The sequence below is a fragment of the Clostridium sp. CM038 genome (assembly GCF_055081105.1).
The window spans coordinates 2032459-2057227 of record NZ_CM143651.1; the positions used below are offsets into that span (position 1 = coordinate 2032459).

Annotated in this window: 24 protein-coding genes and 1 pseudogene; 5 read left to right on the forward strand and 20 right to left on the reverse strand. The window is 32.0% G+C overall.

The features are described from left to right. Positions 1-98: 98 nt before the first annotated feature. Complete coding sequence (locus tag ACWJKS_RS09240) at positions 99-1592, forward strand: hypothetical protein (RefSeq protein WP_462959674.1); 1494 nt, start codon at positions 99-101, stop codon at positions 1590-1592. 288 nt (positions 1593-1880) lie between these two features. On the opposite strand, the gene ACWJKS_RS09245 is transcribed toward ACWJKS_RS09240, so the two are convergent. The 7 genes from ACWJKS_RS09245 to ACWJKS_RS09275 form a co-directional block, all read right to left on the reverse strand. Beyond that, entirely contained in the window at positions 1881-2624 is a 744-nt protein-coding gene (locus ACWJKS_RS09245; RefSeq protein WP_165412785.1) for an ABC transporter permease, read from the reverse strand. Then, positions 2624-3373, reverse strand: coding sequence for an ATP-binding cassette domain-containing protein (locus ACWJKS_RS09250; protein ID WP_462961020.1), 750 nt, complete (start codon positions 3371-3373; stop codon positions 2624-2626). The genes ACWJKS_RS09245 and ACWJKS_RS09250 overlap by 1 nt, the downstream gene beginning before the upstream one ends. Beyond that, on the reverse strand, positions 3370-3951 hold the full coding sequence (locus ACWJKS_RS09255) for a UbiX family flavin prenyltransferase (protein ID WP_462961021.1): 582 nt from the start codon (positions 3949-3951) through the stop codon (positions 3370-3372). The genes ACWJKS_RS09250 and ACWJKS_RS09255 overlap by 4 nt, the downstream gene beginning before the upstream one ends. Positions 3952-3963: 12 nt before the next feature. Then, complete coding sequence (locus ACWJKS_RS09260) at positions 3964-4827, reverse strand: UbiA-like polyprenyltransferase (protein ID WP_462961022.1); 864 nt, start codon at positions 4825-4827, stop codon at positions 3964-3966. Next, positions 4808-6253: a menaquinone biosynthesis decarboxylase gene (locus tag ACWJKS_RS09265; protein WP_462961023.1), complete on the reverse strand. Its 1446-nt coding sequence runs from the start codon at positions 6251-6253 to the stop codon at positions 4808-4810. The genes ACWJKS_RS09260 and ACWJKS_RS09265 overlap by 20 nt, the downstream gene beginning before the upstream one ends. Positions 6254-6277: 24 nt before the next feature. Continuing rightward, positions 6278-7249 (reverse strand): polyprenyl synthetase family protein, encoded by a 972-nt coding sequence (locus ACWJKS_RS09270; protein WP_462961024.1) that lies wholly within the window; start codon positions 7247-7249, stop codon positions 6278-6280. Between the two features lie 176 nt (positions 7250-7425). Beyond that, positions 7426-9282, reverse strand: a complete 1857-nt coding sequence (locus tag ACWJKS_RS09275) for an FAD-dependent oxidoreductase (protein ID WP_216302830.1) — start codon at positions 9280-9282, stop codon at positions 7426-7428. Between the two features lie 420 nt (positions 9283-9702). On the opposite strand from ACWJKS_RS09275, the gene ACWJKS_RS09280 reads away from it, so the two are divergent. The 3 genes from ACWJKS_RS09280 to ACWJKS_RS09290 all read left to right on the forward strand — a co-directional run bounded on the left by ACWJKS_RS09280 (position 9703) and on the right by ACWJKS_RS09290 (position 13955). Continuing rightward, positions 9703-10653 (forward strand): ABC transporter substrate-binding protein, encoded by a 951-nt coding sequence (locus ACWJKS_RS09280; RefSeq protein WP_462961025.1) that lies wholly within the window; start codon positions 9703-9705, stop codon positions 10651-10653. 82 nt (positions 10654-10735) lie between these two features. Continuing rightward, complete coding sequence (locus ACWJKS_RS09285; RefSeq protein WP_462961026.1) at positions 10736-12685, forward strand: peptidase U32 family protein; 1950 nt, start codon at positions 10736-10738, stop codon at positions 12683-12685. Further along, positions 12678-13955 (forward strand): aspartate aminotransferase family protein, encoded by a 1278-nt coding sequence (locus ACWJKS_RS09290; RefSeq protein WP_462961027.1) that lies wholly within the window; start codon positions 12678-12680, stop codon positions 13953-13955. The genes ACWJKS_RS09285 and ACWJKS_RS09290 overlap by 8 nt, the downstream gene beginning before the upstream one ends. A 140-nt stretch (positions 13956-14095) precedes the next feature. Here the strand turns inward: ACWJKS_RS09290 and ACWJKS_RS09295 are convergent, their stop codons facing one another. The 7 genes and pseudogenes from ACWJKS_RS09295 to ACWJKS_RS09325 form a co-directional block, all read right to left on the reverse strand. Next, positions 14096-15514, reverse strand: coding sequence for an IS1182 family transposase (locus ACWJKS_RS09295; protein WP_268064016.1), 1419 nt, complete (start codon positions 15512-15514; stop codon positions 14096-14098). Between the two features lie 208 nt (positions 15515-15722). Then, entirely contained in the window at positions 15723-16088 is a 366-nt protein-coding gene (locus tag ACWJKS_RS09300) for a hypothetical protein (protein WP_216302826.1), read from the reverse strand. A 117-nt stretch (positions 16089-16205) separates the two neighbouring features. Next, a complete protein-coding gene (locus ACWJKS_RS09305; protein WP_462955966.1) occupies positions 16206-16937 on the reverse strand; it encodes a TIGR03915 family putative DNA repair protein in 732 nt (243 codons plus the stop codon). Continuing rightward, on the reverse strand, positions 16930-18192 hold the full coding sequence (locus tag ACWJKS_RS09310; protein ID WP_462961028.1) for a putative DNA modification/repair radical SAM protein: 1263 nt from the start codon (positions 18190-18192) through the stop codon (positions 16930-16932). Before ACWJKS_RS09310 ends, ACWJKS_RS09305 begins: the two co-directional genes overlap by 8 nt. Positions 18193-18267: 75 nt before the next feature. Beyond that, the gene (locus ACWJKS_RS09315; RefSeq protein ID WP_396020625.1) at positions 18268-18447 is read right to left on the reverse strand and encodes a pirin family protein; all 180 of its coding nucleotides are present in this window, start codon (positions 18445-18447) and stop codon (positions 18268-18270) included. 181 nt (positions 18448-18628) lie between these two features. Continuing rightward, positions 18629-18817, reverse strand: a complete 189-nt coding sequence (locus ACWJKS_RS09320; RefSeq protein WP_165413544.1) for an alpha/beta-type small acid-soluble spore protein — start codon at positions 18815-18817, stop codon at positions 18629-18631. 142 nt (positions 18818-18959) lie between these two features. Further along, positions 18960-19118 (reverse strand): annotated as a pseudogene (locus ACWJKS_RS09325) (RNA polymerase sporulation sigma factor SigK); the annotation flags it as partial. A gap of 584 nt (positions 19119-19702) precedes the next feature. Between ACWJKS_RS09325 and ACWJKS_RS09330 the strand changes: the two are divergent. Beyond that, the gene (locus ACWJKS_RS09330; protein WP_216302841.1) at positions 19703-20209 is read left to right on the forward strand and encodes a methylated-DNA--[protein]-cysteine S-methyltransferase; all 507 of its coding nucleotides are present in this window, start codon (positions 19703-19705) and stop codon (positions 20207-20209) included. Positions 20210-20268: 59 nt separating this feature from the next. Here ACWJKS_RS09330 and ACWJKS_RS09335 read toward each other — a convergent pair whose 3' ends face one another. The 6 genes from ACWJKS_RS09335 to ACWJKS_RS09360 all read right to left on the reverse strand — a co-directional run bounded on the left by ACWJKS_RS09335 (position 20269) and on the right by ACWJKS_RS09360 (position 24747). Next, the gene (locus tag ACWJKS_RS09335; protein ID WP_165413541.1) at positions 20269-20475 is read right to left on the reverse strand and encodes a hypothetical protein; all 207 of its coding nucleotides are present in this window, start codon (positions 20473-20475) and stop codon (positions 20269-20271) included. Positions 20476-20540: 65 nt separating this feature from the next. Beyond that, positions 20541-21284, reverse strand: a complete 744-nt coding sequence (locus ACWJKS_RS09340; protein ID WP_220320199.1) for an amino acid ABC transporter ATP-binding protein — start codon at positions 21282-21284, stop codon at positions 20541-20543. 13 nt (positions 21285-21297) lie between these two features. After that, the gene (locus tag ACWJKS_RS09345) at positions 21298-21981 is read right to left on the reverse strand and encodes an amino acid ABC transporter permease (RefSeq protein ID WP_216302822.1); all 684 of its coding nucleotides are present in this window, start codon (positions 21979-21981) and stop codon (positions 21298-21300) included. A 12-nt stretch (positions 21982-21993) separates the two neighbouring features. Further along, positions 21994-22791 (reverse strand): amino acid ABC transporter substrate-binding protein, encoded by a 798-nt coding sequence (locus tag ACWJKS_RS09350; protein WP_216302821.1) that lies wholly within the window; start codon positions 22789-22791, stop codon positions 21994-21996. A gap of 248 nt (positions 22792-23039) precedes the next feature. After that, positions 23040-23378 (reverse strand): hypothetical protein, encoded by a 339-nt coding sequence (locus ACWJKS_RS09355; protein ID WP_165413537.1) that lies wholly within the window; start codon positions 23376-23378, stop codon positions 23040-23042. A gap of 196 nt (positions 23379-23574) precedes the next feature. Next, positions 23575-24747, reverse strand: coding sequence for an NAD(P)-dependent malic enzyme (locus ACWJKS_RS09360; RefSeq protein WP_216302820.1), 1173 nt, complete (start codon positions 24745-24747; stop codon positions 23575-23577). Positions 24748-24769: the final 22 nt, after the last annotated feature.

The following is a 24769-nucleotide window of genomic DNA, read 5'->3' on the forward strand; positions in this document are numbered from 1 at the left end:
TGTTGATTCCCCCACTTTTTTTGCATAAAACACTTGACAAGCCTGTAAAATTTTGCGGTCCTCCTCTTAAAGACATGTTTTAATAGGAGGATTATTTTATGCTTAAAAATTGGAGCTCTCATGCTGATTATCAGCAATTTATTATTTTAAATCTCTCATGTTTCTACAAAGCTTTTCCTAAAAAAATTATAGAACTTGAACCTTCTATCTCTAAGTTGTATTGCTTAGACTTAGATATTCTTAGAGAGATATTAAAACCTTATTATTCTAATATTGGTAGACCTGCAACTCTTCAACCTGAGATATTTCGTTCATTTTCTTTAATGCTTTTTCAAAAGGAAACAAGCATTACCAACTGGGTTAAAAAGATTCATGCCTGTGAGTTACTTGCAACCTGTATAGGCTGCACTAAAAATAATGTCCCATCACTTGGTGCTCATTATGATTTTATCTCTAGATTATGGCTTTCAAATCTGTCTACCGACAGGGTAAACCTAAAAAAAATATATTCGTATAAGAAGAAACCCTCTAAAATTAAGGCACCCGGGAAAAATAAAAAGCTTCCTAATAAAAAAACTGGTGTTGTTAAGAGAATTTCAGATTTTTTTGAAGCTGGTCGCTCATTTTCCCTAAGAGCCGAAAGGCTGCTTCAAAAAATATTCTCATTAGTTGCTGTAGAACCCTCTTTTAATCTTAACTTAATAGAAAAAGATAACCTTACAGTTGGCGGCGATGGTACTTGTGTTCACTGTAAGTCTTCTTACTATGGTTCTAAAGTTTGTGACTGCCGTGAAAATGGAATTTACGATTGCAAATGCCCTCGTAGACTTTCTGACATAAATGCTAATTGGGGTTGGGACAGCCATGAAAATCGTTGGTTTTATGGCTACACTCTCTATGCTTTATCTGTCTATAATAAAAAATATAAGATAGATCTACCTATTTATCTACGATTTGTAGAGGCAAGCAGACACGACAGTGTCACTGGAATAGTAGCATTAGCTGAATTTAGAGAACTGTTACCGCAGTTCACTATATCAAATTATGTTCTTGACTCAGCTAATGATAACTACCCTACATATGAATTATGTTCTAAATGGAACATTAATCCCTTTATTGATCTGAACTCCAAAAACAAAGGAAATTCAAAATATCCAGTTACTCTAGATATTAATGAAAAAGGATTTCCTATCTGTATTGGTGGCCATGAAATGGTCTATAACGGTTATGAAAAAAGTCGTTCACGCCTTAAATGGCGTTGCCCTTTAGTTTTAAAAAAGGTTGCTAGTTGCTCTTGCTGTGAACAGTGCTCACCTTCACCTTATGGGCGAGTAATCTACACTAAACCATCATGGGATTTGCGGTTGTTTACTCCTGTGCCTCGCGGCTCAAAACAATGGAAAACTATTTATAAAACTAGAACCTGCTCAGAACGTATAAACAATCGTATTCTAAATGATTATAAAATTCATACTTTACGAATACATGGTAAAAAACGTTATTCATTTATGACTATGATTGCTGGAATTAATATTCATCTAGATGCAAGACTTAAAGTTTCAGGTTTTAGTATTTTAAATTTATTAGAGTAGCTGTTTGACAATTAAGTACTTTTTTCTGAAAATTCCTGCATCGTGTAGGCTTGTTTGCTATACCTATTTTTATTCCTAACTGCTCTCTGAACATAAAATTTATAGCACTATAATGACTCTATACATAATTAAGTTTTACATATTAGTTTCCGTGACTACTCTATTACCCTTGACCTTCTCTGGAGTAAATATCGGTTATTATAATAAAATCGATTTTGAGCTTCTTCTCATTTCAAGTATACCATTTACTAGTCCATTATAAAACTCTTGAGAATTATTTTAATATTTTTATATCCAAGGACAAAATATCCCCTCTAAAATGTCGATTATAATAAAGAAAAATAAGCCAATTATACTTAGAATTAAAATTCCTGAGTACATTTGTATATAGTTAATTCTCATCCATGAATCCATAATAAAATATCCCATGCCGTATTCAGTCCCGAAATTTTCAGTAAAAAATAAAACCGATATTGCTGTGCCTATGCCTATCCTAAGAGATGTTAATATAGCTTTAAGAATTCCTGGAAAAACAATTTCTTTTATTATTTGAAAATTCGTTGCTCCCAATGAATACATAGGATAAAAAACATCTTCAGGAATATTTTTCACTTCATCTCGTATATTAACTACTACGGGAAAAAAGGTAATTAAAAATATCATAACTATTTTTGTCAAATCTCCTAACCCAAAAATAAGCATTACTATAGGAAGTAATGCAATCTTGGGTATTGGATAATTAAAATATATAATTGGTGAAAATATTAAATCAATTTTTTTAAAGTATCCCATTAAAATACCCACTGGCACACCTATTGCCAATGTAAATAATATACCTACCATAATTCTATTAAAACTGTAAATAACATGGATTGAAATATCCTTATGAAAAGTTCTAAATATATTTATAACTATTGCATATGGTGGTGGAAATAAAGGCTTACTAATAATCATTGCTATTATTTGCCATAAACTAAAAATAATGATAAAAGCAATAACAAAATTAATTATTTTATATTCTTTAAGTCTCATTACAATGCGTCCCCTTTAAGAATTTTTCTAAGTTTACTATTTACATGGATATATTCTAAATCTACCTCCGTAGTTACACGTCCAAACAATGGATTGCTTATAACTTCAACTATTTTTCCTGGAGACGATGAGATTACAGCTATGTCCTTCGCTAAATATATTGCTTCCTTAATATCATGGGTTACAAGGATGGTGGTAACCTTATGTTCTTCCCATACTTCTAAAAACAATTTTTGAACATCCTCCCTAGTCATAGCATCTAATGCAGAAAAAGATTCATCCATTAAAAGTAAATCTGGTTTTAATAATAGAGCTCTAGCCAGGGAAACTCTCTGCATTTGTCCCCCACTTAGCTGACTGGGGTACCTTTTAACAAAGTCTTCAAGCTTTAACTCTTTTAGAATTTTTTTATAAAATTCTATATCTATATTCACCTTGCCATCTTTAATTTTAGTTGAAAGAAATATGTTTTCTTCTACGTTTTTCCATTTAACTAGTCCGTAATTCTGAGGTATTAACCCAATTCTATGATTTTTAGGATCTACTGTTTTTCCATCTATTAAAACTTCACCTTCATAGTCTACAATAATTCCTGCTAAAACTTTTAATAAGGTTGATTTGCCTCCCCCTGAGGGGCCAATTACAGCACATATTTCCCCCTTTTTCACTGTTAAATTTGCATTTTCTATCGCCTTTACATTTTTGTCTACATTTTTATAACAAACATTTAAATTATTTATTTTTATCATTTATTTCCACTCCACTCATGACATAAATCACTATCTATATCTAAGTTTTCAAGAATCCTCCCCACAGTGATATTTATAATATCGTCAATGGTTTTAGGCTTTTGATAAAAAGCTGGCATAGGCGGTATTATTCTAACATTTAAATCACTTAAAAAAAGCATGTTCTGAAGGTGAATAGAACTTAGAGGAGTTTCTCTTGGAATCAAAATCAACTTTCTTTTTTCTTTAATAATTACATCCGCAGCTCTTATTAGTAAATTATCGGAAGTACCACTTCGTATTTTTGAAAGGGTTCCCATTGAGCATGGCACAATTACCATTCCATCAGTCTTAAAGGAACCGCTTGCTATAGAGGAAAACATATCGTCTATTTCACATAGTTTAAGCGTTCCTTTGGTTTTATTCATATTTTGGAGCCATTCCTCAAAATTAATTTCAACCTCATATTCTAAAACCTTTTTACCATTATCTGTAATAACCAAATAAACTTCATTATCTTTTTCTATTAGTTCTTCTATAAGTCGTACACCGTAAATGCTACCACTAGCTCCAGTAATCCCTACTATATATCTTCCCAAATAAATCACCTCTTAATTATAATATATAAACATATCTAATACAGTAAAAACAAATATCAAAACACTTACAACTTGGTTTATGTGATAAGAAGCAATTTTCATCTTCTTTTCGTTTGTTGGCGATACAATATAATGTTCTAATGCTAATAAAATAGCACTTATAAAAATACCAAATAAATATATAAGACCTGTATGCATTATAAAATATAAGCTAAATAAAAGTAAAATCATAATAAAGTGAAACAAGGTGGATATGTATAAAGCCCCCTTTAGGCCAAATTTAGCAGGTATAGAAAATAAACCTGCCTTTCTATCAAAGTCAATATCTTGAGTTGCATAAATTATATCAAACCCTGCTACCCATAGAGTAACTACAGCACCTAAAATAATTGGTGTGAGCGCAAATTTTCCTGTTACTGCAAGCCATGCTCCCACAGGAGCTCCTCCACAAGTAATACCTAGAATAATATGGCATATCCATGTAAATCTTTTAGTATAGGAATAAATTATAAAAAGAAAAAGCGCCACTGGTGATAATAGAAAACATAAATCATTTAATTCATAGGCTGCTAAAATAAAGATTGAAAAACACAGTATTATGATTCCCCAGACTTCATAAACCTTTACTATTCCTTTTGGCAAATGTCTACTTGCCGTTCTAGGATTCTTTTTATCAATATCTTTATCTACAATTCTATTGAGAGCATTAGCTCCATTGCGAGCTCCAATCAAAGCAATTAATATCCAAAATATTGTAGGACCTGAAGGTAACCCATCTGCTGCCCAAATCATTGCTATTAAAGCGAAAGGAAGTGAAAATAATGTATGCGAAAACATAACTAACTCTCCATATTTTTTAAGTTTCTTTAATACCATATTCCTTCCACCTCTTATCTACCATTTTCTTAATTTCATCCGACATTTCTATATCATCTGGCCAAGGTCTTAAATGTCCTTCTGTGGGCCATTTTTTTGTAGCATCTATACCTATTCTAGATCCATAATGAGGAGTATTTGATGCATGGTCTAGTGCATCTAAAGGTCCATCTGAAATTACTAGATCCCTCTTAGGGTCAATATTGTTAAATACTTTCCATGCAACGGTTGAAATATCATGTGGATCTATATTTTCATCTACAACTATAATCATTTTTGTATACATCATTTGTCCAAGACCCCATAGCGCATTCATAACTTTATGAGCATGCTTTGGATAGGCTTTCTTAATAGAAACAATTACACAATTATGAAATACTCCTTCTAAAGGGAAATTCATGTCTATTATTTCTGGGCATTGAACCTTTATTAGGGGTAAAAAAATCCGTTCTGTAGCTTTTCCTAGGTAACAATCTTCCATAGGAGGCTTACCTACAACGGTTGTAACATATACTGGATTCTTTTTTCTTGTAATCTTTTCAATATGAAACACGGGATACATATCTTCAAGAGAATAATATCCTGTATGGTCACCGAAGGGGCCTTCTAGTCTTTTTTCATCTAAGTCTACATATCCTTCTAGTACAAATTCAGCATTAGCAGGTACATAAATGTCATTGGTGATACATTTAACAATTTCTAAAGGTGATTTTCTAAGAAATCCTGCAAAAATCATTTCATCTATCATTTTTGGAAGTGGTGCAGTTGCTGCATATATAGTTGCCGGGTCACAGCCTATGGCTACAGATACAGGCATTTTCATTCCAAGCTTCCTATATTTTTCATATATCTCTTTGCCGTCTTTATGTAGATGCCAATGCATACCAGTGGTATTTTTATCATATACTTGAAGCCTATACATTCCAACGTTCTGCTGGTTAGTCTCTGGATCCTTTGTTATTACGAGTGGCAGTGTTATGTATCGTCCTCCATCTTTTGGCCAGCACTTTAATATTGGAAGTGTACTTAAATCCGCTTCCTCTATTATCTCTTGACAAGGTGCATTTTTGACTTTTTTAGGAAATACCCTTGCAAGCCTAGCAAGTTTTGGAATAGATTTTACCTTATTCATTAACGTTATGTAATTAGTAACGTCCATAAAATCCATTATAGTCTCCGCAATTTCATCAAGATCTTCCACTTCTAGTCCATAGTTAATTCTTTCGTAGCTTCCTAAAGAATTAATTAATACTGGGTAGTCAGAATTTTTCACATTCTTAAAAAGCAATGCGTTACCATTTTTTTTTGAAACCCTATCAGCTATCTCCGTAATTTCAAGATCACTATCTACTTCTATTTCAATTTCATCTAAAAGTTTTTTTTCTTTCAAATAATTTATAAAATCCTGTAAATCTTTATAAGCCATAAAATGACTCCTTTCTAGAATTCATTAAGAATTCCGAGTTAATAATTTTTGTGTGATATCTTTAATTATTTCTTTACTTTCACAATCAGGTAATTTTTCTATATACTCAAAAGCTTTTTTAGTATATTTATTCGCTAAGTTTTGAGCTTTATCTATTCCTTTGTATTTATTAACTAATATAGTTATTTCGCGTACATCTTCATCACTTAATGAAGAGTTATCTAAAATAGTAGCAATCCTATTTTCTTTGTCCCCTACCATAGCATATATTAGGGGTAGTGTATAATACCCTTTTATTAAATCACTTTGAGGATTTTTCCCTAGTTTATTAGCATCTCCACTGTAATCCAGCGAATCATCTATAATTTGGAAAGCCATTCCAATATAGTAACCAACTCTTCCGAGTAATTTTGAAGTTTTCTCACTACAGTTAGATTCCTTTGCACCAGTGTAAAAGCTGATAGCAAATAAAGCTGCTGTTTTTCCAGATATAATCTTTATATATTTTTTAAGGCTTGTGTTTCTTGCGTATCTTATATTGTATTGTCTTATTTCCCCTATACATATTTTAGATATAGCCTTTGAAATATCTCTTAAGTTTTCCGTAGAATAATCAAATCCAGATAGCATTATAAAACATTGACAAAATAAAAAATCACCTATATACACTGCATATTCTTTACTGTATTTATGTTGTATGGTTTCTGTGCCGCGCCTCAGTTTTGATTCATCTACAATATCGTCATGAACTAATGTTGCCATATGCATCATTTCAATGGCAGCCGCTAAATTATACATTTTATCACAGTTATACTCCCCGAATTTTGCTGCTAATAACAGAAAGGCAGGCCTTAACATCTTGCCTCCTGCGTCAACTAATGGAGAAATAGCTTCATCAAACTTTTTCTCACTAGATTTTACATTGTTCTTAATTATTTTCTGAATGCTTTTCAATTCCTCTGCAATATCAGGGTAATCACACCAAAACTTACTCATTTTATCACCTATGTCCAATTATTATTTTAAAATCTTTTTTTCATTTTATAACTATTAATTTCTTATTATAATTATTCCACTACAAAATCAAATGTCCTTTTAATTATTTTTAAAAGGACATTTGATTTATAAAATTCAATTTTTAATTATATAACTGTTGTTTAAATGTATAATTGTTAATCAACGTATAAATAAGATTTTTTAACAAATCCTATACGCTTCCAATATTTTTTAAGTACTGGTAATACATAGTAATCTAACCCGAAAGTACTTCCAGATCCACCTATAAGCGCGATTCCTGCACTTAAGTACCATAACATCTCAGTAGGAGCCATTCCTGAAGTCCAAATCATTATACCCATAGCAATTGACATAAGCGAAGCTAATGCTGTAAATAATCCAACTATCAATAATAATCCTACGCATATTTCTGCAATTACCATACCTGTTTGGAAAACTGAAGCTAAAGTCGTAAATCCACCGTCCCCTGTATAAAAGAAAGTATCCATAGACAATTTAACCATTTTCCCTATAAAACCTGGCACTGGCAAGGATGCCACTGCAGTCGTTGCAGCTTCTACTGCAGTCTTTGCTCCTTCTGCCGCAGCCGTTGCTGCAGTTGCTCCATCAACTACTGGAGCAGGTATTAAGAATATTTTTGAAGGATCGGCTATTATTTTAGGTAATTTTGCAAGCCCTTCTGATAACCACTTGTAACCAACGAATATTCTTAGTACTACTAGCCAAAAATTTGGAGATGACTTTGAAAAATGTCCACCTACAAGGCTTCTATTATCTTTAACATGGAAAAATTCATGCAATAAATATGAAAAGCATTTGTTAAACCCAGCAACCTGGATAAAGTACACAATATTTATAAAGTGTTTAACAAATAATGCGAAGAACCCAGATAAACTATAGAATTTTTTGCCGGATCCAATGCTTGCTAATCCATATTTACCACCTATGCATACCATTGCACCATGGAATGTAGGTTTATAAGATTTTTTTTCTAAGCCTAATATATCACTATAAACATTATGTGCAATTAATTCAGCAGATGCTTCTGCATTTTCAACCATCTGAGGAACAGGTCTTTCCTCACCTTCAGGAATAAAGAAGATATTATCACCAACAATATAAACATTTTTATAATCTAAAGATTGTAACTTGTCGTCAGTTACTATTCTTTTTCTACCCTTTTGCGCTATATCCATTTTACCGACAATATCTGAACCTTCAACACCAGCTGTCCAAATTACCGTGTAGGTATTAATGGTACCATTATTTCTTATTGTAGCACAATCTTTTGTAACTTCCGTAACACCGGCATTAGTTAGTACTTTAACTCCTAATTTGTTAAGTCTTTTCTTAGCTTTTGCAATTAACTTATCCGGAAAAGTAGGTAATATTTTAGGCAAGTCATCTACTAAATATAACGTTACCTCTTCTTCTCCTATGTAAAATTCCTTACATAATCTTTCTTTCCACTCCCCTAATTCACCCATCATTTCAACACCTGTGAACCCACCGCCAACAACAATAAACGTTAGCAGTTTTTGTCTTTCTGCTTTGTTTGGTTCTTTCACAGCTTTTCTGAACATTTGAAGGATATGCTCTTTTAAATTTACAGCATCTTCGTATGACCATAATTTGTGGCAGTATTCCTGCGCGCCGTTTATGCCAAAGTAAGTTGGCTTGGAGCCAGCACCAATAACTAGATAATCGTAATTATAGTTATTATTTTTAGATTTTAACACATTATTTTTAAAATCTAAATCTGTAATTTCGTCAAGTACAACCTCTACTTTTCTTTTTGCAAATATTTTTTTCAGATCAATTCTGATTGATTCTTCCGTTACCCTTCCAGCTGCCACTTCATGAAGTTCAGTAAGTAATGTATGGTATGGATTTTGATCTATAAGAGTAATTTCAACATTCTCATCTTTTTTAAACTTTTTAGCTAGTTTCTTCGCGGTTAATATTCCGCCATATCCGCCTCCAAGTATAGCTATTCTTTTCTTTTCACTCATACTATATCCCCTTCTGTTTAAAATTATTATTTTATAGGACTGTTTTTATAAAAATCATAGTTTATAAATATCAAACCATAGAATTATTAATACATTAGATTAAAATATATTACTTTATAAAAAATTAAATATGTTATTAACACTATCACCAAGTCTTTATTTATTTTGAACTTCCTTAGTTAAAATTTTATCATAATAATTTTAGCTAAGCAAATAAGAAAGCGATTTGTTCATTAATAATGTATTTTGTTAATTTAGTTCATGTATATGTTCCACGAGCTGGGTCTATAGCTGTTTACACTAGTTTAAATAAGTGTTATGATAACTGCGTTATTTACATTTCATTACAGCGCTTTATATTATTTTATCCATACTTCACTTTTTTTAAACTTTCTAAAATTATATTATTGGAGGCACTTTATGAAAAAATTTTTTTTAACACTTATGTTAGTATTAATAATGAGTATAAGCATCATTGGTTGTTCTAACAATCAAAAAAAAGATACAAGTTCACAATCCCTAAAGACTCTAACTATTGGTGTTATGCCTGATTTAGATTCCCTTCCACTTATTATAGCAGAGCACAATGGATATTTTAAGCAAGAAGGTTTCCAGGTAAAACTAGAGCATTTTAAAAGTGCATCGGATAGGGATACAGCTCTTCAAACCGGGAAAATTCATGGAGCAATATCTGATATGCTTTCGGTAGTATTTTTTAACGACAATAACTTTGATGTTAAAATCACATCAAAAACAGAAGGTAGCTTTAAATTGATCTCTGGAAAGAATTCTAATATTTCTAAAATTGAACAAGCTGATGGAAAATCCATAGGGATTTCTAAAAATACTATTATTGAATACTTAACAGATAGAATTATAGAAAGTTCAAACATAGATGTTAACTCACAAAAAAAAGTTGCAATACCAAAAATACCTACTCGCCTTGAGATGCTAACTAATGGTAAATTAGATATGGCTACATTACCAGAACCTCTTGCAAGTACTACGATTTCTGCAGGTGGCAAGATTTTGAGTAGTTCTGATAAACTAGGTATAAACCCTGGTGTAATGTTATTCACAAAAGATGCAGTATCCTCAAAATCTGAAGAGATAAAATCATTTTATAGAGCTTATAATAAAGCTGTTGAATACTTGAATAAAGAAAAACCTGAAAGCTATATTGATTTTGTAATTAAAGAAGCTGGCTTCCCTGATACAATAAAAAGCACACTAACTATTCCGAATTATTCAAAGGCTTCTATGCCACCAGAAAAAGAGTTACAGGAAGTTATGACTTGGCTTAAAGCAAAAAAACTAACTACTAATAATTACAAATTACAAGACTTATCAAATAGTTCATTTATTAAATAATATACCACTGTAATAATATATAACCTCTTTTTCACTTAGTGTAGAAAGAGGCTACATCACTAGTAAAGGAAGGTGCTTTAATATGAGTAGATTTTTTAACAACAATGAAATAGAATTATTAGCTCCTGCAGGAACTTTCGAAATTTTTGAAAAGGTTATTCACAGCGGTGCTGATGCTGTATATTTGGGCGGCAAAAAATTAAATATGCGTATGCATCGAAAAGATTACAACCTGTCAAATGATGAATTAGAAAAAGCAATCAATATTGCTCATTCTTTAAATAAAAAAGTTTATGTAACAGTAAACAATCTTTTTAGTCAGCAGGATTTAAAAGATGCGGTGGAATATCTAAAATTCTTAGAAAAAGCTGGACCAGATGCTTTAATTATTCAAGATTTTAGCATATTAGAGTTAATAAATAGTTTAAATTTAAACCTAACTATCCATTCATCTGTAATGATGAATGTTCACAACTTAGAGACTATTAAAGCACTTCGAGGTTGTGGAATTACTAGGATTGTTGCGTCCAGGGACATGGATTTACAAACCATAAAGAACTTGCATTACCAAACCGATATGGAATTCGAATATTTTGCTCATGGAGATATGTGCATTGCCCATGGTGCTCAATGTTTGTATAGTGGCATGCTTTTCGGAAAGAGTAGTAATCGAGGACTTTGCATGAAGCCCTGCCGTTGGAATTTTACAATGAAACAAGATGGTCTAGCTTATCCTACAGAATATCCAATGGCTGTAAAAGATATGTATATGTATGAACATCTACCTGAAATGATTGAGGCAGGTATCCTCTCCTTTAAAATAGAAGGAAGAATGAAAGATGCAGATTATCTAGTTACCATGATTAATTACTACAGCGATGCTATAAATAGATATATTGATGACCCTATTTGCTATGATAGAAAAAAAGATGCCCAAAGTATTTATGGAACCCGCATTAGAGACTTATCTACCTGCAGTGCCTTTGGAAACCCGGGGCTCTCAAATATCAATAGACGCTATGAAGGTACGGGGAAATTTTATAGCCATGGTAAAGTTTTTAGTAAGCCTGTAGAAGAAATCGAAATTAGTAAAGAAACGGTAGAACAAATCAAGACCCTTTTGAATGAAAAAACTTCTCTAACACAGAAACCTAATCTAAGTGTAAAAGTCAATTCCTATTCACAAGCTAAAGTCGCGATAGAGGTCGGTGTAGACGCGATTTATTTATCTGGAGAAGTTTTTGCGCCAAACCTTCCTTTTAGCAAGAGTGAAATACTTAAATTAACAAATGGAAAAGGAAATACAAAAATATATCTAGGCTTTCCAAAAATGATGTTTGAAGAGGATTTTTCAAAATACAATCATTTACTTGTGAAAAATAACTTAGGACTTGATGGCTTATTAGTAACCAATTTAGGAGCTATTCATAAATACAAATCTTTAGGACTTGAGCTTATTGGAGATTATTCCTTAAACATTTATAATCAATATGCGACTAGTTTCTATGAAAAGCAAGGTTTATCTGTTGCTACACTTTCTGTAGAGACCCCACTGCTAGACGCTAAACAGACCATTGCTAAATCACCAATTCCTATTGAAATCATAGTTCACGGCTCTCCAACAGTTATGTATATGGATCATAATTTATATGAGAATACAAAAGTCTTAGAGTTTGTGATATGCGAGAATAATTCTCACGTTGATAACAAGGTGTTAGTTTTAGTTGATGAAAAAAAACATGAACACCCAATATATCAAGATAACTATGGCAGGAATCATATGATGCTTTATAAAGAGCTTTGTTATCTTCCCTTTTTAAAAGAACTAAATGATATTGGTGTAAACCATTTTAGAATTGAAGCTTGTCATTATGATACTAATAATCTACGAAAAGTTTTAAGCATTTACAGAGAAGCCATTAATGACTTAAGCAAATGTGAAGAATTATTCCATTCCCTAAGTCCTAGTGATGCTGGATTTACCCTTGGAGCATTTCAATTTAATAATGAAGGCGGTTATAATAATGTGTAATTATATAGGTCCTGAAAAAATTATTCAAAAGAAAAAAGAATTCCTTTTTCCCTGTTCGCAGCATTTTTATAAAAACCCACCTCAGATTACACGTGGAGAAATGCAGTATTTATTTGATTCAGAAGGTAAAAAATATCTCGATTTTTTTGCAGGAGTTTCTGTTGTTAATTGCGGTCATTGTAACCCTGAAATTTTAGATGCAACAATAGAACAAATGAAAACCCTTCAACATACAAGTACTATATATTTAACACAGCCAATAGTTGATCTAGCTGAAAAGCTTTCATCTGTATTACCTGGGGATGTTAATCATTCGTTCTTCTGCTGTACGGGCTCAGAAGCTAATGAAGGTGCTCTTTTACTTGCTAGACTTTACACAGGCAGAAATGAATTTATTTCATTGAATAATAGCTTACATGGTAGAACTTATTTAACTATGAGTGTTACAGGAATACCTATGTGGAGAGCAGATCCTACGCTTTCTGATTGTGTTACCTTTGCCCCCAATACTTATGCTAAAGAGAAAAGCATTGAAGCAGCAGCTACAGAATCCTTAGAATCTGTAGAAAAATTAATTGAGGCTAAAGGACCAGATAAGATTGCTGCTTTAATTGCAGAGCCCGTGCAAGGTAATGGAGGCATTATAACTCCACCTCAGTGGTATTTCAAAAAATTAAAAACTCTACTTGAAAAACATGGAATACTATTAATTATTGATGAAGTTCAAACAGGATTTGCAAGAACTGGTAAGATGTTTGCCATAGAACATTATGAAATAATTCCAGATATAATTACAGTGGCAAAAGCTCTTGGAAACGGAATGCCGATATCAGCTTTTTGCACGAATGATAAAATTGCAGCAACATTTACCAAAGCTTCTGCATCTACCTTAGGCGGAAATCCAGTAGCTGCAACTACTGCTATAGCTGTCCTTGACTACATTTCTAAAAATAACTTATGTATAAATGCAGAAAATTTAGGAGTAAAATTAAAAAGTGGCCTTCTAAAACTTAAGGAAAAGTACCCAATAATTTATGATGTTAGAGGTATAGGCCTTATGTTAGGTGTAGAGCTAGTAAAAGAAAATGGTGAACCAGCGTTTAAAGAAACTGACTTTGTATTAGAGATATTAAAGGATGAAGGCATTCTTTTGGGTAAAAATGGAATAGGTAGAAATGTGCTAGCTTTCCAGCCACCTCTTGTTATAACAAAAAATGATGTAGATTTTATGATAGATAAATTAAATTTAGCTTTGAGTAAATTATGTTAGTTTCCACGCGCTAATATAATACAATATGTTCATTAATGATATATTCGAATAAAAAAAAACTAAGTCTTAACTTTTAAGACTTACAGGTTGTTTACAAACCCAGTATAATTTTTTTATTATACTGGGTTTTTTACATGCAATTATGCGATAGCATTTTGAGTTATGGATAAATGTAAAATAACAACTATCTTCTTAGTTAGAAAATCAAAAAACAGTAAAGATAGCAGGCTAGCTATCTTTTTCATATTCTGCACTGCTGCTGTAAGCAGACACTGCTCTTGCACATTTTCTAATCCACGCATATGGCAATAGCGAAGCCCATGCAGTTGTTTTGAATCTGCGAAGCTTCGCTCTATAGTTTCTTTTCTTCTTCTATATATATTTCTGCCTTTATCTGTTCTGGTGAACTTTACAACATCTTCTTTATACGTTTCCCAAACATGTCTTCTAATAGTTTTAAACTTGCTTTTTGCAGAAAAGCATTGAGCTCTATTTGGACATATCTCGCAATATTTTGCATTACCAACATATTCTTTATATCCTTCTCTTGTTGTCGTTTTATAATGTAAAGCCCTTAAGTCAGGGCATACGTAAATGTCCTGCTCTTTAACATATTGGAATTTATTTTTTGTGTACATTCCTTTTGTATGTGGAGACCTACGGTATCCCATTACAGATTTTAATTCCCTCTCATATAGTTCTTTACATATAAGATTTGTAGCATAACCAGCATCTGCACCAACATATTTTGTATTAAAATTAAACTTTTTTATTTGCACATCTAATCTATCGATATAAGGATCAACATCATTTATGTTTCCAGGAGTAACATACACATCAGTAATTATATTATGTCTGCTATCGACAGTTCTGTGATCTAAATATGAGAAGCCTTCCGGCTTGCCATCTCTCATCATATATCCACTGTCGGGGTCGGTTGTGCTAACTTTAGTTTCTTTTATTTTGGTAACAGGTTCTTTTTCCTTTAAAGGTTTTTTACCATGGTTTATTCTATCTTCTTCCACTGCTTTATTAAGTTCAGCTACATATTCTTTCGGCGTTTTTTCAACTTCAATTTTCACAAGCTTTCGCTTATTAGCATTTGCTTTTAGGTGTGTAGAGTCTGTGTAAAGTATTTTACCGGTTACCATCTTAAGATTTATAGCCTTAAATACTACTTCGTCAAATATTTTTTGAAACACATCTGTACCTTTAAACCGTCTACGTCTATTTTGGCTAATTGTTGAATGATCTGGAATAGGATCAGTAAGACTTAGTCCTAGAAACCATCTATAAGCCACATTTACTTCAATGTCCTTTACAAGTTGTCGTTCAGATTTTATTCCAAATAAGTACCCAATAAACAGCATTTTAAAAAGTATAATAGGATCTACGCCAGGTCTTCCATTATCTAAGCAGTAATATTTTTTAGTCAGTTCTCTTATAAAAGAGAAATCCATGTATTTATCTATATTTCTCAGAATATGGTCTTTAGGAACTAAATCTTCTAAATACACCATTTCTAGTTTTTGTTGTGTGAAGTTCTTTTCATTAATCATAATAATGCCCTCCGAATTATAAAGTTTGTATACTATATATTCGACATTGATGTCCTAAAATCCTTTTTGAATATGAAAAAAAACACTCCGATTTTAAATTAGAGTGTTTTACATTTTATGTTTGTCAACGGTCTGTAAGTCTTAACTTTTAAGACTTAGTTTTTTATTGTGGTTATGTGTTATATTGCTGAAAAACAAATGATAAATATTACATATCTCTAGGATCTATATCATTAATCATTTTTGCAGTCCCCAGTATGTACCATTTAACTTCCTTTTTCTCTACGCTTGATACTTTACCAAGTATTCGAGATTTAGACATAAGTCCTGCAAGTGAACCTACAAATGAAGGTGTATTTAATTGTACTTTCTTGATTTTTTTCACACTATCTATATCTTTAATAGTAGGCTCCTTAGGAATAGAGTTGTTTATTTCTTTACTCGTTTTACCTTTTTCTTTACTGGTAGCCCCCAAATCTTCTAGTGTTTTATAGATTTTTTCCATCATATGTTTTTTTCTTTCAATACTTATGCTAGGACTTTCAACTTCTGTGTATTCTACTGATTTTTTCATAATCATCGTTCCTTCCTTTAATTACAATAACCTAATAATGTGTTTATATCTATTATAACATGATTGTTAACATTTTTTTTAAAAATACTGAAATTTAAAATAGTGCAACTAGTGACACTATTTCATTTCAATTAAATTATCCCAATATTTCTTTGGCATATGTTGCATTTGTAATCTATTATTACTCCTTTCCTGTATGCTAATACTTTTATGAAAAACTTTCCAAAGATCTTGATAGAATAACTCTTCCTTCTCATTACTTTCTAATTTTTCAAATTTCAAATCCCTTAATATCCATTCATGATTTTCATAAACTACACCTGTTTTTCTCTTCACATCATGAATTATCCACTTTTCATTTGTAAGTCTTACTTTAAAGTGATTTGCTATGAGCTCAAGAATATTGTAAGTAGGTTCAATTGCTGCATACAATATGCCCTTGAATTCTTGAAATCTAACTAATCCTAAAAATCTATGTGCTTCAAAGCCAACTTTTCTAGAATATTTCTGTACTTCATTTACAATGTCATCTGTTAGAAAATCATTAACTTTATTCCCTAACTTAAACCCTAACTGTATATATTTAAATAATATTAACTCTATTCCTTGTACCTCAGACAAAAACGCTTGATACACATGAATTAATGCATCTTTTGAGATTTTTTCTAGTATTGACTTAGATACTTTATTTGATTTTATTATATCAGTTTCTATAAACTTGTCCTTATATATCATATCAAAAGTATAGCTATCTATCCTATCTATGCCTTCAGGTATTCTATCATAGTAACAATCATATACAACAGATAAAAACCCATCAAAACTTCCATCATAAATGTATCTAACCAAATAAATCACTCCTTTGAGTAAACAAGCTCATTTGTTGTGGCTTATCAAAACTTTCATAGTCTAATAAATAATTTTTGATCCTTCCTCTTTCCATCGCCTTATCTCCATAAAATTTACCACTACAAGTTATAAAGTATCTAGCTCTTTTGAGCACTACTCCTATTTTTTTTAAATTATCATAGGAAAGATTGCAAAGTCTTCTTGATTTTATAATTCTTAAAGCCGATGTTACTCCTATTCCAGGCACTCTAAGTAATGTTTCATAGGGAGCGTTATTTACTTCTAACGGAAACTTATCCAAATTATTTAATGCCCAAAAGGCTTTGGGATCTAAATTTATATCAAAGTTCGGATTTTGCTCATCTAATAATTCATTTGCCTTAAATCCATAATACCTTAAAAGCCAATCTGCTTGATACATTCTATGTTCTTTTAATATTGGAGGTGTGCTTTGAATAGCAGGTAAATTTGCATGCCGCACCACCGGCACATAAGCAGAATAATACACCCTCTTAAGCCCGAAAGTATTATATAATCCTTCAGTAAGACTAATTACTCTTAAATCACTTTCATTAGTTGCCCCTACCATTATCTGAGTACTTTGTCCACCAGGAGTAAATCTTGGAGCTTTAAATCCTTTTTTCTTATATTCATTAGATTCTATTATACTGTGTTTAATAAGTCCCATAGGTTTTAATATATCTGCCTTATTCTTTTGAGGTGCTAAGAGTTTTAAGCTTTTTTCTGACGGCAACTCAATATTTACACTCATTCTGTCTGCATACAATCCCGCCTCATATATGAGCTTTGGATCAGAGCCTGGAATAGCCTTTACATGAATATACCCATTAAATTTGTGAATCAGTCTTAAATCCTTTAAAATTCTCACTAAATTTTCCATAGTGTAATCTGGGCTTCTTTCTACCCCAGAACTTAAAAATAATCCTTCAATATAATTTCTTCTATAGAAATTTATAGTTAAATCTACTACTTCTTTTGGAGTAAAGCTTGTTCTCTCCAGATCATTACTAGCTCTATTAATACAATATTTACAATCGTATATGCATTTATTGGTATACAAAATTTTAAGTAGCGAAATACATCTACCATCCTGTGACCAGGAATGGCAAATACCTGTTGATGATGCATTACCTATGCCTCCCTTTGTATTCTTTCTATTAGAACCGCTCGAAGAACAAGACGCATCATACTTCGCTGAATTAGATAATATTTCAAGTTTTTTCATTATATCCACTTTTATCACCCCACAAACGTTTGTTCTTATTTTATCACGTTTTGTCCAATTTTAATAGATATATTTCCTGGATAATCACGAAACTCTATTAAAATACACATTAACCACGCTACCATTTCCATAGCATCTTTTTCCTATCTTAATACTATTTATACTTGAACATCCCTCTACTTGAACTAAATATACCTGTCTTCCATTATTAATGGGAAAACTTATTTCACTCTCTTTTTCAAATTCTAAAGAATATATATTTATTCTTGATTAACTTTTATTAGTGCAATAGCTTCTTTACTTACCATGTGTAACCATTTATTTTCTCTTTCTTCCCACGCAAACTGACAATTTCCATATTTCTATGGGGCTGTTTATCAAATTTAAATGATTTTACAAAAAAAGCCTAGCAATTACGCTAGGCTAACTTCTTCCACATTTCTTATTACAAATTCTTTTCGTAAGACTCAACCATTTTCTTAACCATTTGTCCGCCTACCGAACCATTCTCTCTTGAGGTTAAATCTCCATTGTAACCGTCTGTAAGATTTACTCCTACTTCTTTAGCAGCTTCCATTTTAAATTTGTTTAATCCAACCTTAGCCTCCGGAACCAATACTCTATTTCTTGACATATAATAACCTCCTCTATATTTGATAATCATTTTCAATTACACTATTATCATGTGTATTATTATAAACAATATTCATAGAAAATTATGTCTATTCCAATATAATTAAATAGATGATTTTTAAGGGCTAGTTATTATATAAATTGAGTCCCACTATTCCAATAGATATTAGCTCATCTACATCCTTTCCTGGATAGGAATATTTTTTTTCTTCTTCACACAATGGTTGAGGGAATGAACTACTGCCAGTTATATAGGCTGTTAAAAATGTAATACTTCCAATCATATTTAATAAACAATTCATAAAAAACGCAGATGTTCCTCCTACCAGAGCTTCTAAATATAATATGATTTGTTATTTGTTTTCATGTACCTAATATTTAATTATTAAATAAGAACTTTTAAGGCCGGTTTCTAAAATGCTTTTGCAGAAGGGACCCACTAGAGGACCCTATACATACTCATACCCTAAAAATTTTATTTATTCTACCACATTATATTTTTTTACGCATTTATAATTGATAACCAACAATTAGACATTTTCTTGATTTCAATGTTGCATTACAAAAACAAGTTTTGATAAATCAATATTCATAAATGAATACTCATAGGAGTAATAATACTATTTTAAAAGAATGCAGGAACTTGGACTCTATACTTTAGATATAGATGAGATTAAAGGTAAAATAGAAAATTTAAATTTAACTAATATATTTAATAAAAAACTTATATAGATTAAGAAATTGAAAGGCCCGCCTTAAAGTCTGGCCTTTTTCATTTGGAGAAAATTAATATTCACGTTTTCATTTTATATGATAAAAAAATTGCTTTAAACTGGACATAATATGAATCTTATGCTACCTTTTATTTATGGTTTCTATTATACAATTGAGGAGGCGTTTTGTGAAAATCGGTTATGATGTTTATGATTCCCCTATTGGGCTTATCCATGTAGTAGTGAATGAGATTGGTGTTATAAAAGTAGAAATTTTTGAAGAAGATTGGATACAATACAAGAAAAAACATGAAGCTATTCCCAAAGATAATGAGTTATGCAAGGAAGTTATAGTTCAGCTAGACGAATATTTCAAAGGTAAAAGGAAAAATTTCGATATACCTTTATCTATAGAAGGCACACAGTTCAGAAAAAAAGTATGGAAAGCCCTTAGAGATATACCTTATGGTGAAACGCGGAATTATTTGCAAATTGCAGAATCCATCGGAAACCCTAAAGCTGTAAGGGCAGTAGGTCAAGCTAATAAATATAACCAATTGCCTATAATTATACCCTGTCACAGGGTCATTGGTAAAAGTGGTAAGTTGGTAGGCTTTGCTGGTAATAGAACGCCTACACAAAAATTACTATTGGAAATTGAAGGATTCAATTTCCAATAGTAATTTTTACACATAATAATAATTATAGACATAGCCCTAATAATGGTTATGTCTATAATCTAATTTAAAATTTTTATCAAATACAATCCATCATCTAAAATACTTAGTTCACAACTAAATTTAACACCCACATCAATCAGTTCAAAGCATACGTCCCTTGTACTATCTATATCAAATAGGCACTTTCCCTTTTCATCTAAAGCACTTACAGCATCTTCATGAATGCCTTCTCTCAATAGATTCTCTTTAACTTCTTTATTTAACATTTTCACGCCTCCAACTTAATAAAATTCTTAGTGTCGAAATTATTTTTTCTCAAACAATCTATTATCTAATCAGATACTAAATTTAAAAATTGTTTTATTCTTGGGTTAGTTGTGTTAATTAATAACTCCTTCGGTGTTCCCCTGTCAACAATGATTCCGTTATCCATAAATATTATATTGTCTGCTACTTCTCTTGCAAAACTCATATTATGAGTAACAACTACCATTGTCATACCTTCAAGTGATAGATCCTTCATAACTTTAAGCACCTCCGCTTCAAGCTCAGGATCCAGTGCAGATGTTGGCTCGTCAAATAATAGTACTAATGGTTCTATAGCCATAGCACGCGCTATAGCAACCCTTTGTTGTTGTCCTCCTGAAAGCTCATGAGGATAACTGTTGCACTTGTCTAAAAGCCCAACCTTATCTAAAAGCTTAAGTGCTTTATCATGGGCTGCCTTCTTAGATTGCTTAAGTACAGTAACAAGCCCTTCCATAATATTTTCTACCACAGTCATATGAGGAAATAAATGGAATCCTTGAAATACCATTCCAGTATTCCTGCGAAGTGATATCACTTCTTTATCAGTTGGATTTTTATTTTCCCCAAACACTAATTCATTATCCCCAATGCTCATAGTCCCCTTATTAGGCAGTTCTAGCAAATTCATACATCTAAGAAGTGTGGTTTTACCCGAACCTGAAGGCCCTATAATAATGGTTGCTTCGCCTCTTACAATTCGCAAATCTATACCTTTTAATATTTCATTATTTCCGAAACTCTTGTGTAAATTTTTTATATTAATCATGAATTTCCTCCAATTACCTAGCGACATATTTTTCAAGATTTTTCTCTATTTTCTGTTGAATTGTAGATAGTATAGTACAAAATAATAGATATATAAAGGCCACTTCACAGTACAATACAAGTGGTTCATATGTTACTGCTGTTATTCTTTGAGCAATCTGAAACATTTCCGCTAAAGTAATCGACGCAGCAAGGGATGTATCTTTAACAAGGCTTATAAATGAATTTGACAGCGGCGGTACAGATACTCTAGCTGCTTGTGGCAAAATTATACGAATCAACGACTGAGTATGAGTCATACCAATTGAAGATGCTGCTTCCCACTGCCCCTTAGGTATAGATAGAATTGCAGCCCTAATTACTTCCGAATTATAAGCTCCAACATTTAATGTAAAACCTATAATTGCTGCCGGTAAAGCTCCCATGGTTATACCAGCAGCTGGTAATCCGTAGAATATTATAAATAACTGCACGAGAAGCGGTGTCCCTCTTATTATCCAAACATAAAAACTTGATATTAAAACTAATGATTTATGTTTGGATATACGTGCAAGAGCCGTTGCCATAGCCACAATTGAACCGAGTATGAAAGAAAGCACTGCCACTGGAATGGTAAATTTTACACCAGCTATTAATAAAGGAAAAAAAGAGTCTTTAATTATGTTTAATATTCTTAGTGTTTGCACATCAAAATTCATCTTATCACCCTCTTATTTTGATACATCGCTGCCAAACCACTTATTTGAAATTTTTAAATAAGCACCATCTGCTTTCATATCAATAAGTGCTTTATTAACCGCATCCACTAATTCTTTATTTCCCTTTTTAAACATAAATGCGCTTGGCTGTGCATTTCCTTCCTCATCAACAACTTTTATAGCAAGGTCTGGTTTTTGTTTTTTAAGATCAAGATAAGATAAACTGTCATTAACTGTGGCATCTACCCTTTTAGAACCTAAAAGGTCAATTGCTTGATTAAAGCTGTCAACTGGTTGAAGTATTGCACCATTATCTTTTGCAATTTTAGATAAGTTACTAGTTAATGATTGAGCAGATTTCTTCCCCTTCAAATCTTCAAACTTTTTGATAGTGTTATCATCACTGTTTACTATAAGCACTGCTTTTGAAACTATATATGGTTCTGAAAAATCATATTTTTCTTGTCTATCTGGTTGAATTCCAACTAGATTTACTACCATATCAAATCGCTTTGCGTCGAGCCCAGCAAACATACCATCCCACTTTGTTTCCACAAATTCTGGTTTTACGGAAAGACGTTTAGATACTTCCTCTGCAATTTCAACATCAAAACCAGTTAACTTTCCTGATTTATCATGGAAGCTGTATGGTGCGTATGTTCCTTCAGTACCAATTTGTATTTTCCCTTCACTCTTTATTTTTGATAATAGGTCCTTAGATTCAGTGTTTTTACTACTACTTGTGGCGCATCCTACAAGTCCCAGTGTTGCTATTAATAAAGTACTAATTAATACAGATGTTTTTTTCATTTATTACCCTCCTAGTATTCCTATCGTTTTAGTAATGTATTGCATTGTATTTATAATACCATAGGTTTTCTTTTACTGTCAATATTTATTTTTAAGTTACTAAAATGAAGACTAATTATATATTATCACCATATTCATTTGTTTTGAAAACAAAAAAAAGCCCTAGTGAGCTCTTTTTTTCATTTTCCCTATATAAACATACATATTCAAAGCAGCTCTTCGACTCTTTCATCCCCCTACAATCTATTTCAATTGATTATTTCCACATACTCATCTTCTGGAAGTTGCCTTATGAATTCATATTCTTTTACATACATTAACCGAATTTTTTTTCCCTCTTCGCTTGAAGTTTGAGGCTCTTCTTTATTAACTTTCATTTCAACTATATCCGCCTCAATTAACCTATCATCATCAATACCGATTCTAAATTTATATGTATTAGCAATATGTTCATTCCAAGACTCTAGGTAAACCGCCTGCATTATTGTATTTTCACATTTTGAGCACTTGATATTTAGTTCCTGTCCAACTTTTTCAATGAGTACTCTATTGTTATCACATGTTTTGCACACCATAGTTCTATACATATTTAACCACCTCCACTAATTATATGTAATAAGGCGGAGATTTATTCTAAAAAATTCTATAAGAAATTAATAGAAAAAAAGATAGCAAAACCTTATTATAAAGTTTTTACTATCTTTTTAAATTAAAAAAATAAATCATTTGTAATTTATTCATGATTCTCAATGGTCATGAAGAGGTAATCCTAGCAGCGCTTGGTTATATTCTTGCTGCGCCTGTTTCTTTTGCAGCTTTCGCAATTGCTTCTGCTACTTTTGTTGCTACACCTCTATCTAATGCACTTGGAATTACATTGTTTTCGTTTAAATCTTCATCTTTTATATAATTTGCAATAGCATATGCTGCTGCAAGCTTCATTTCTTCATTTATTTCTTTTGCTCTCACATCTAATGCACCTCTGAATAACCCTGGAAATACAAGAACATTATTTACTTGGTTTGGAAAATCTGAACGTCCTGAACCACATACCCTTGCGCCCGCTTTTTTAGCTTCATCTGGCATGATTTCTGGGGTTGGATTTGCCATTCCAAAGACTATAGAATCTTTTTTCATAGATTTAACCATCTCAGGTGTTACTATTCCTGGTGCAGAAACCCCTATAAATACATCTGCACCTACTAATGCATCACTTAAGCTTCCTTTTATATTTTCTGGATTAGTTATTTCTGTAAGGGCTGTTTTTGCATCATCAATTATTGCCATCCCTCTATAAAGTACTCCTACTTTGTCACAGACAATTAAATTCTTCACTCCTGAGGAGAGTAAAAGCTTTGATATTGCTGTTCCCGCAGAACCAGCACCGTTTACTACAACCTTTAAATTCTCAAGCTTCTTTCCAACTACTTTACAAGCATTGATAAGACCTGCAAGAACTACAATTGCTGTCCCATGTTGGTCATCGTGAAATACTGGTATATCTAATATTTTTTTAAGCTTTTCTTCTATTTCAAAGCATCTTGGAGCACTAATATCTTCTAAGTTTATCCCACCAAACCCTGGGGAGATAAGCTGTATTGTGCGAACAATTTCATCTACGTCCTTTGTGTCTAAGCAGATTGGAAAGGCATCTACATTACCAAACTCTTTAAACAATATAGCCTTTCCTTCCATAACCGGAAGTCCTGCCTCGGGTCCTATATCTCCAAGCCCTAGAATAGCAGTGCCATCCGTAACCACTGCAACCATATTCCCTTTAGATGTATATTTATACACATTTTCTACGTTTTCATAGATTTTCTTGCAAGGTTCTGCAACACCAGGTGTGTACGCAAGTGCCAAATCATCATTTGTTTGGATTTTTATTTTTGATATTACTTCAATTTTGCCTGTATGTTTTTCATGCAGTTTTAAACTTTCTACAAAATAATTCATTCAATACTTCCCCTTTTATTAA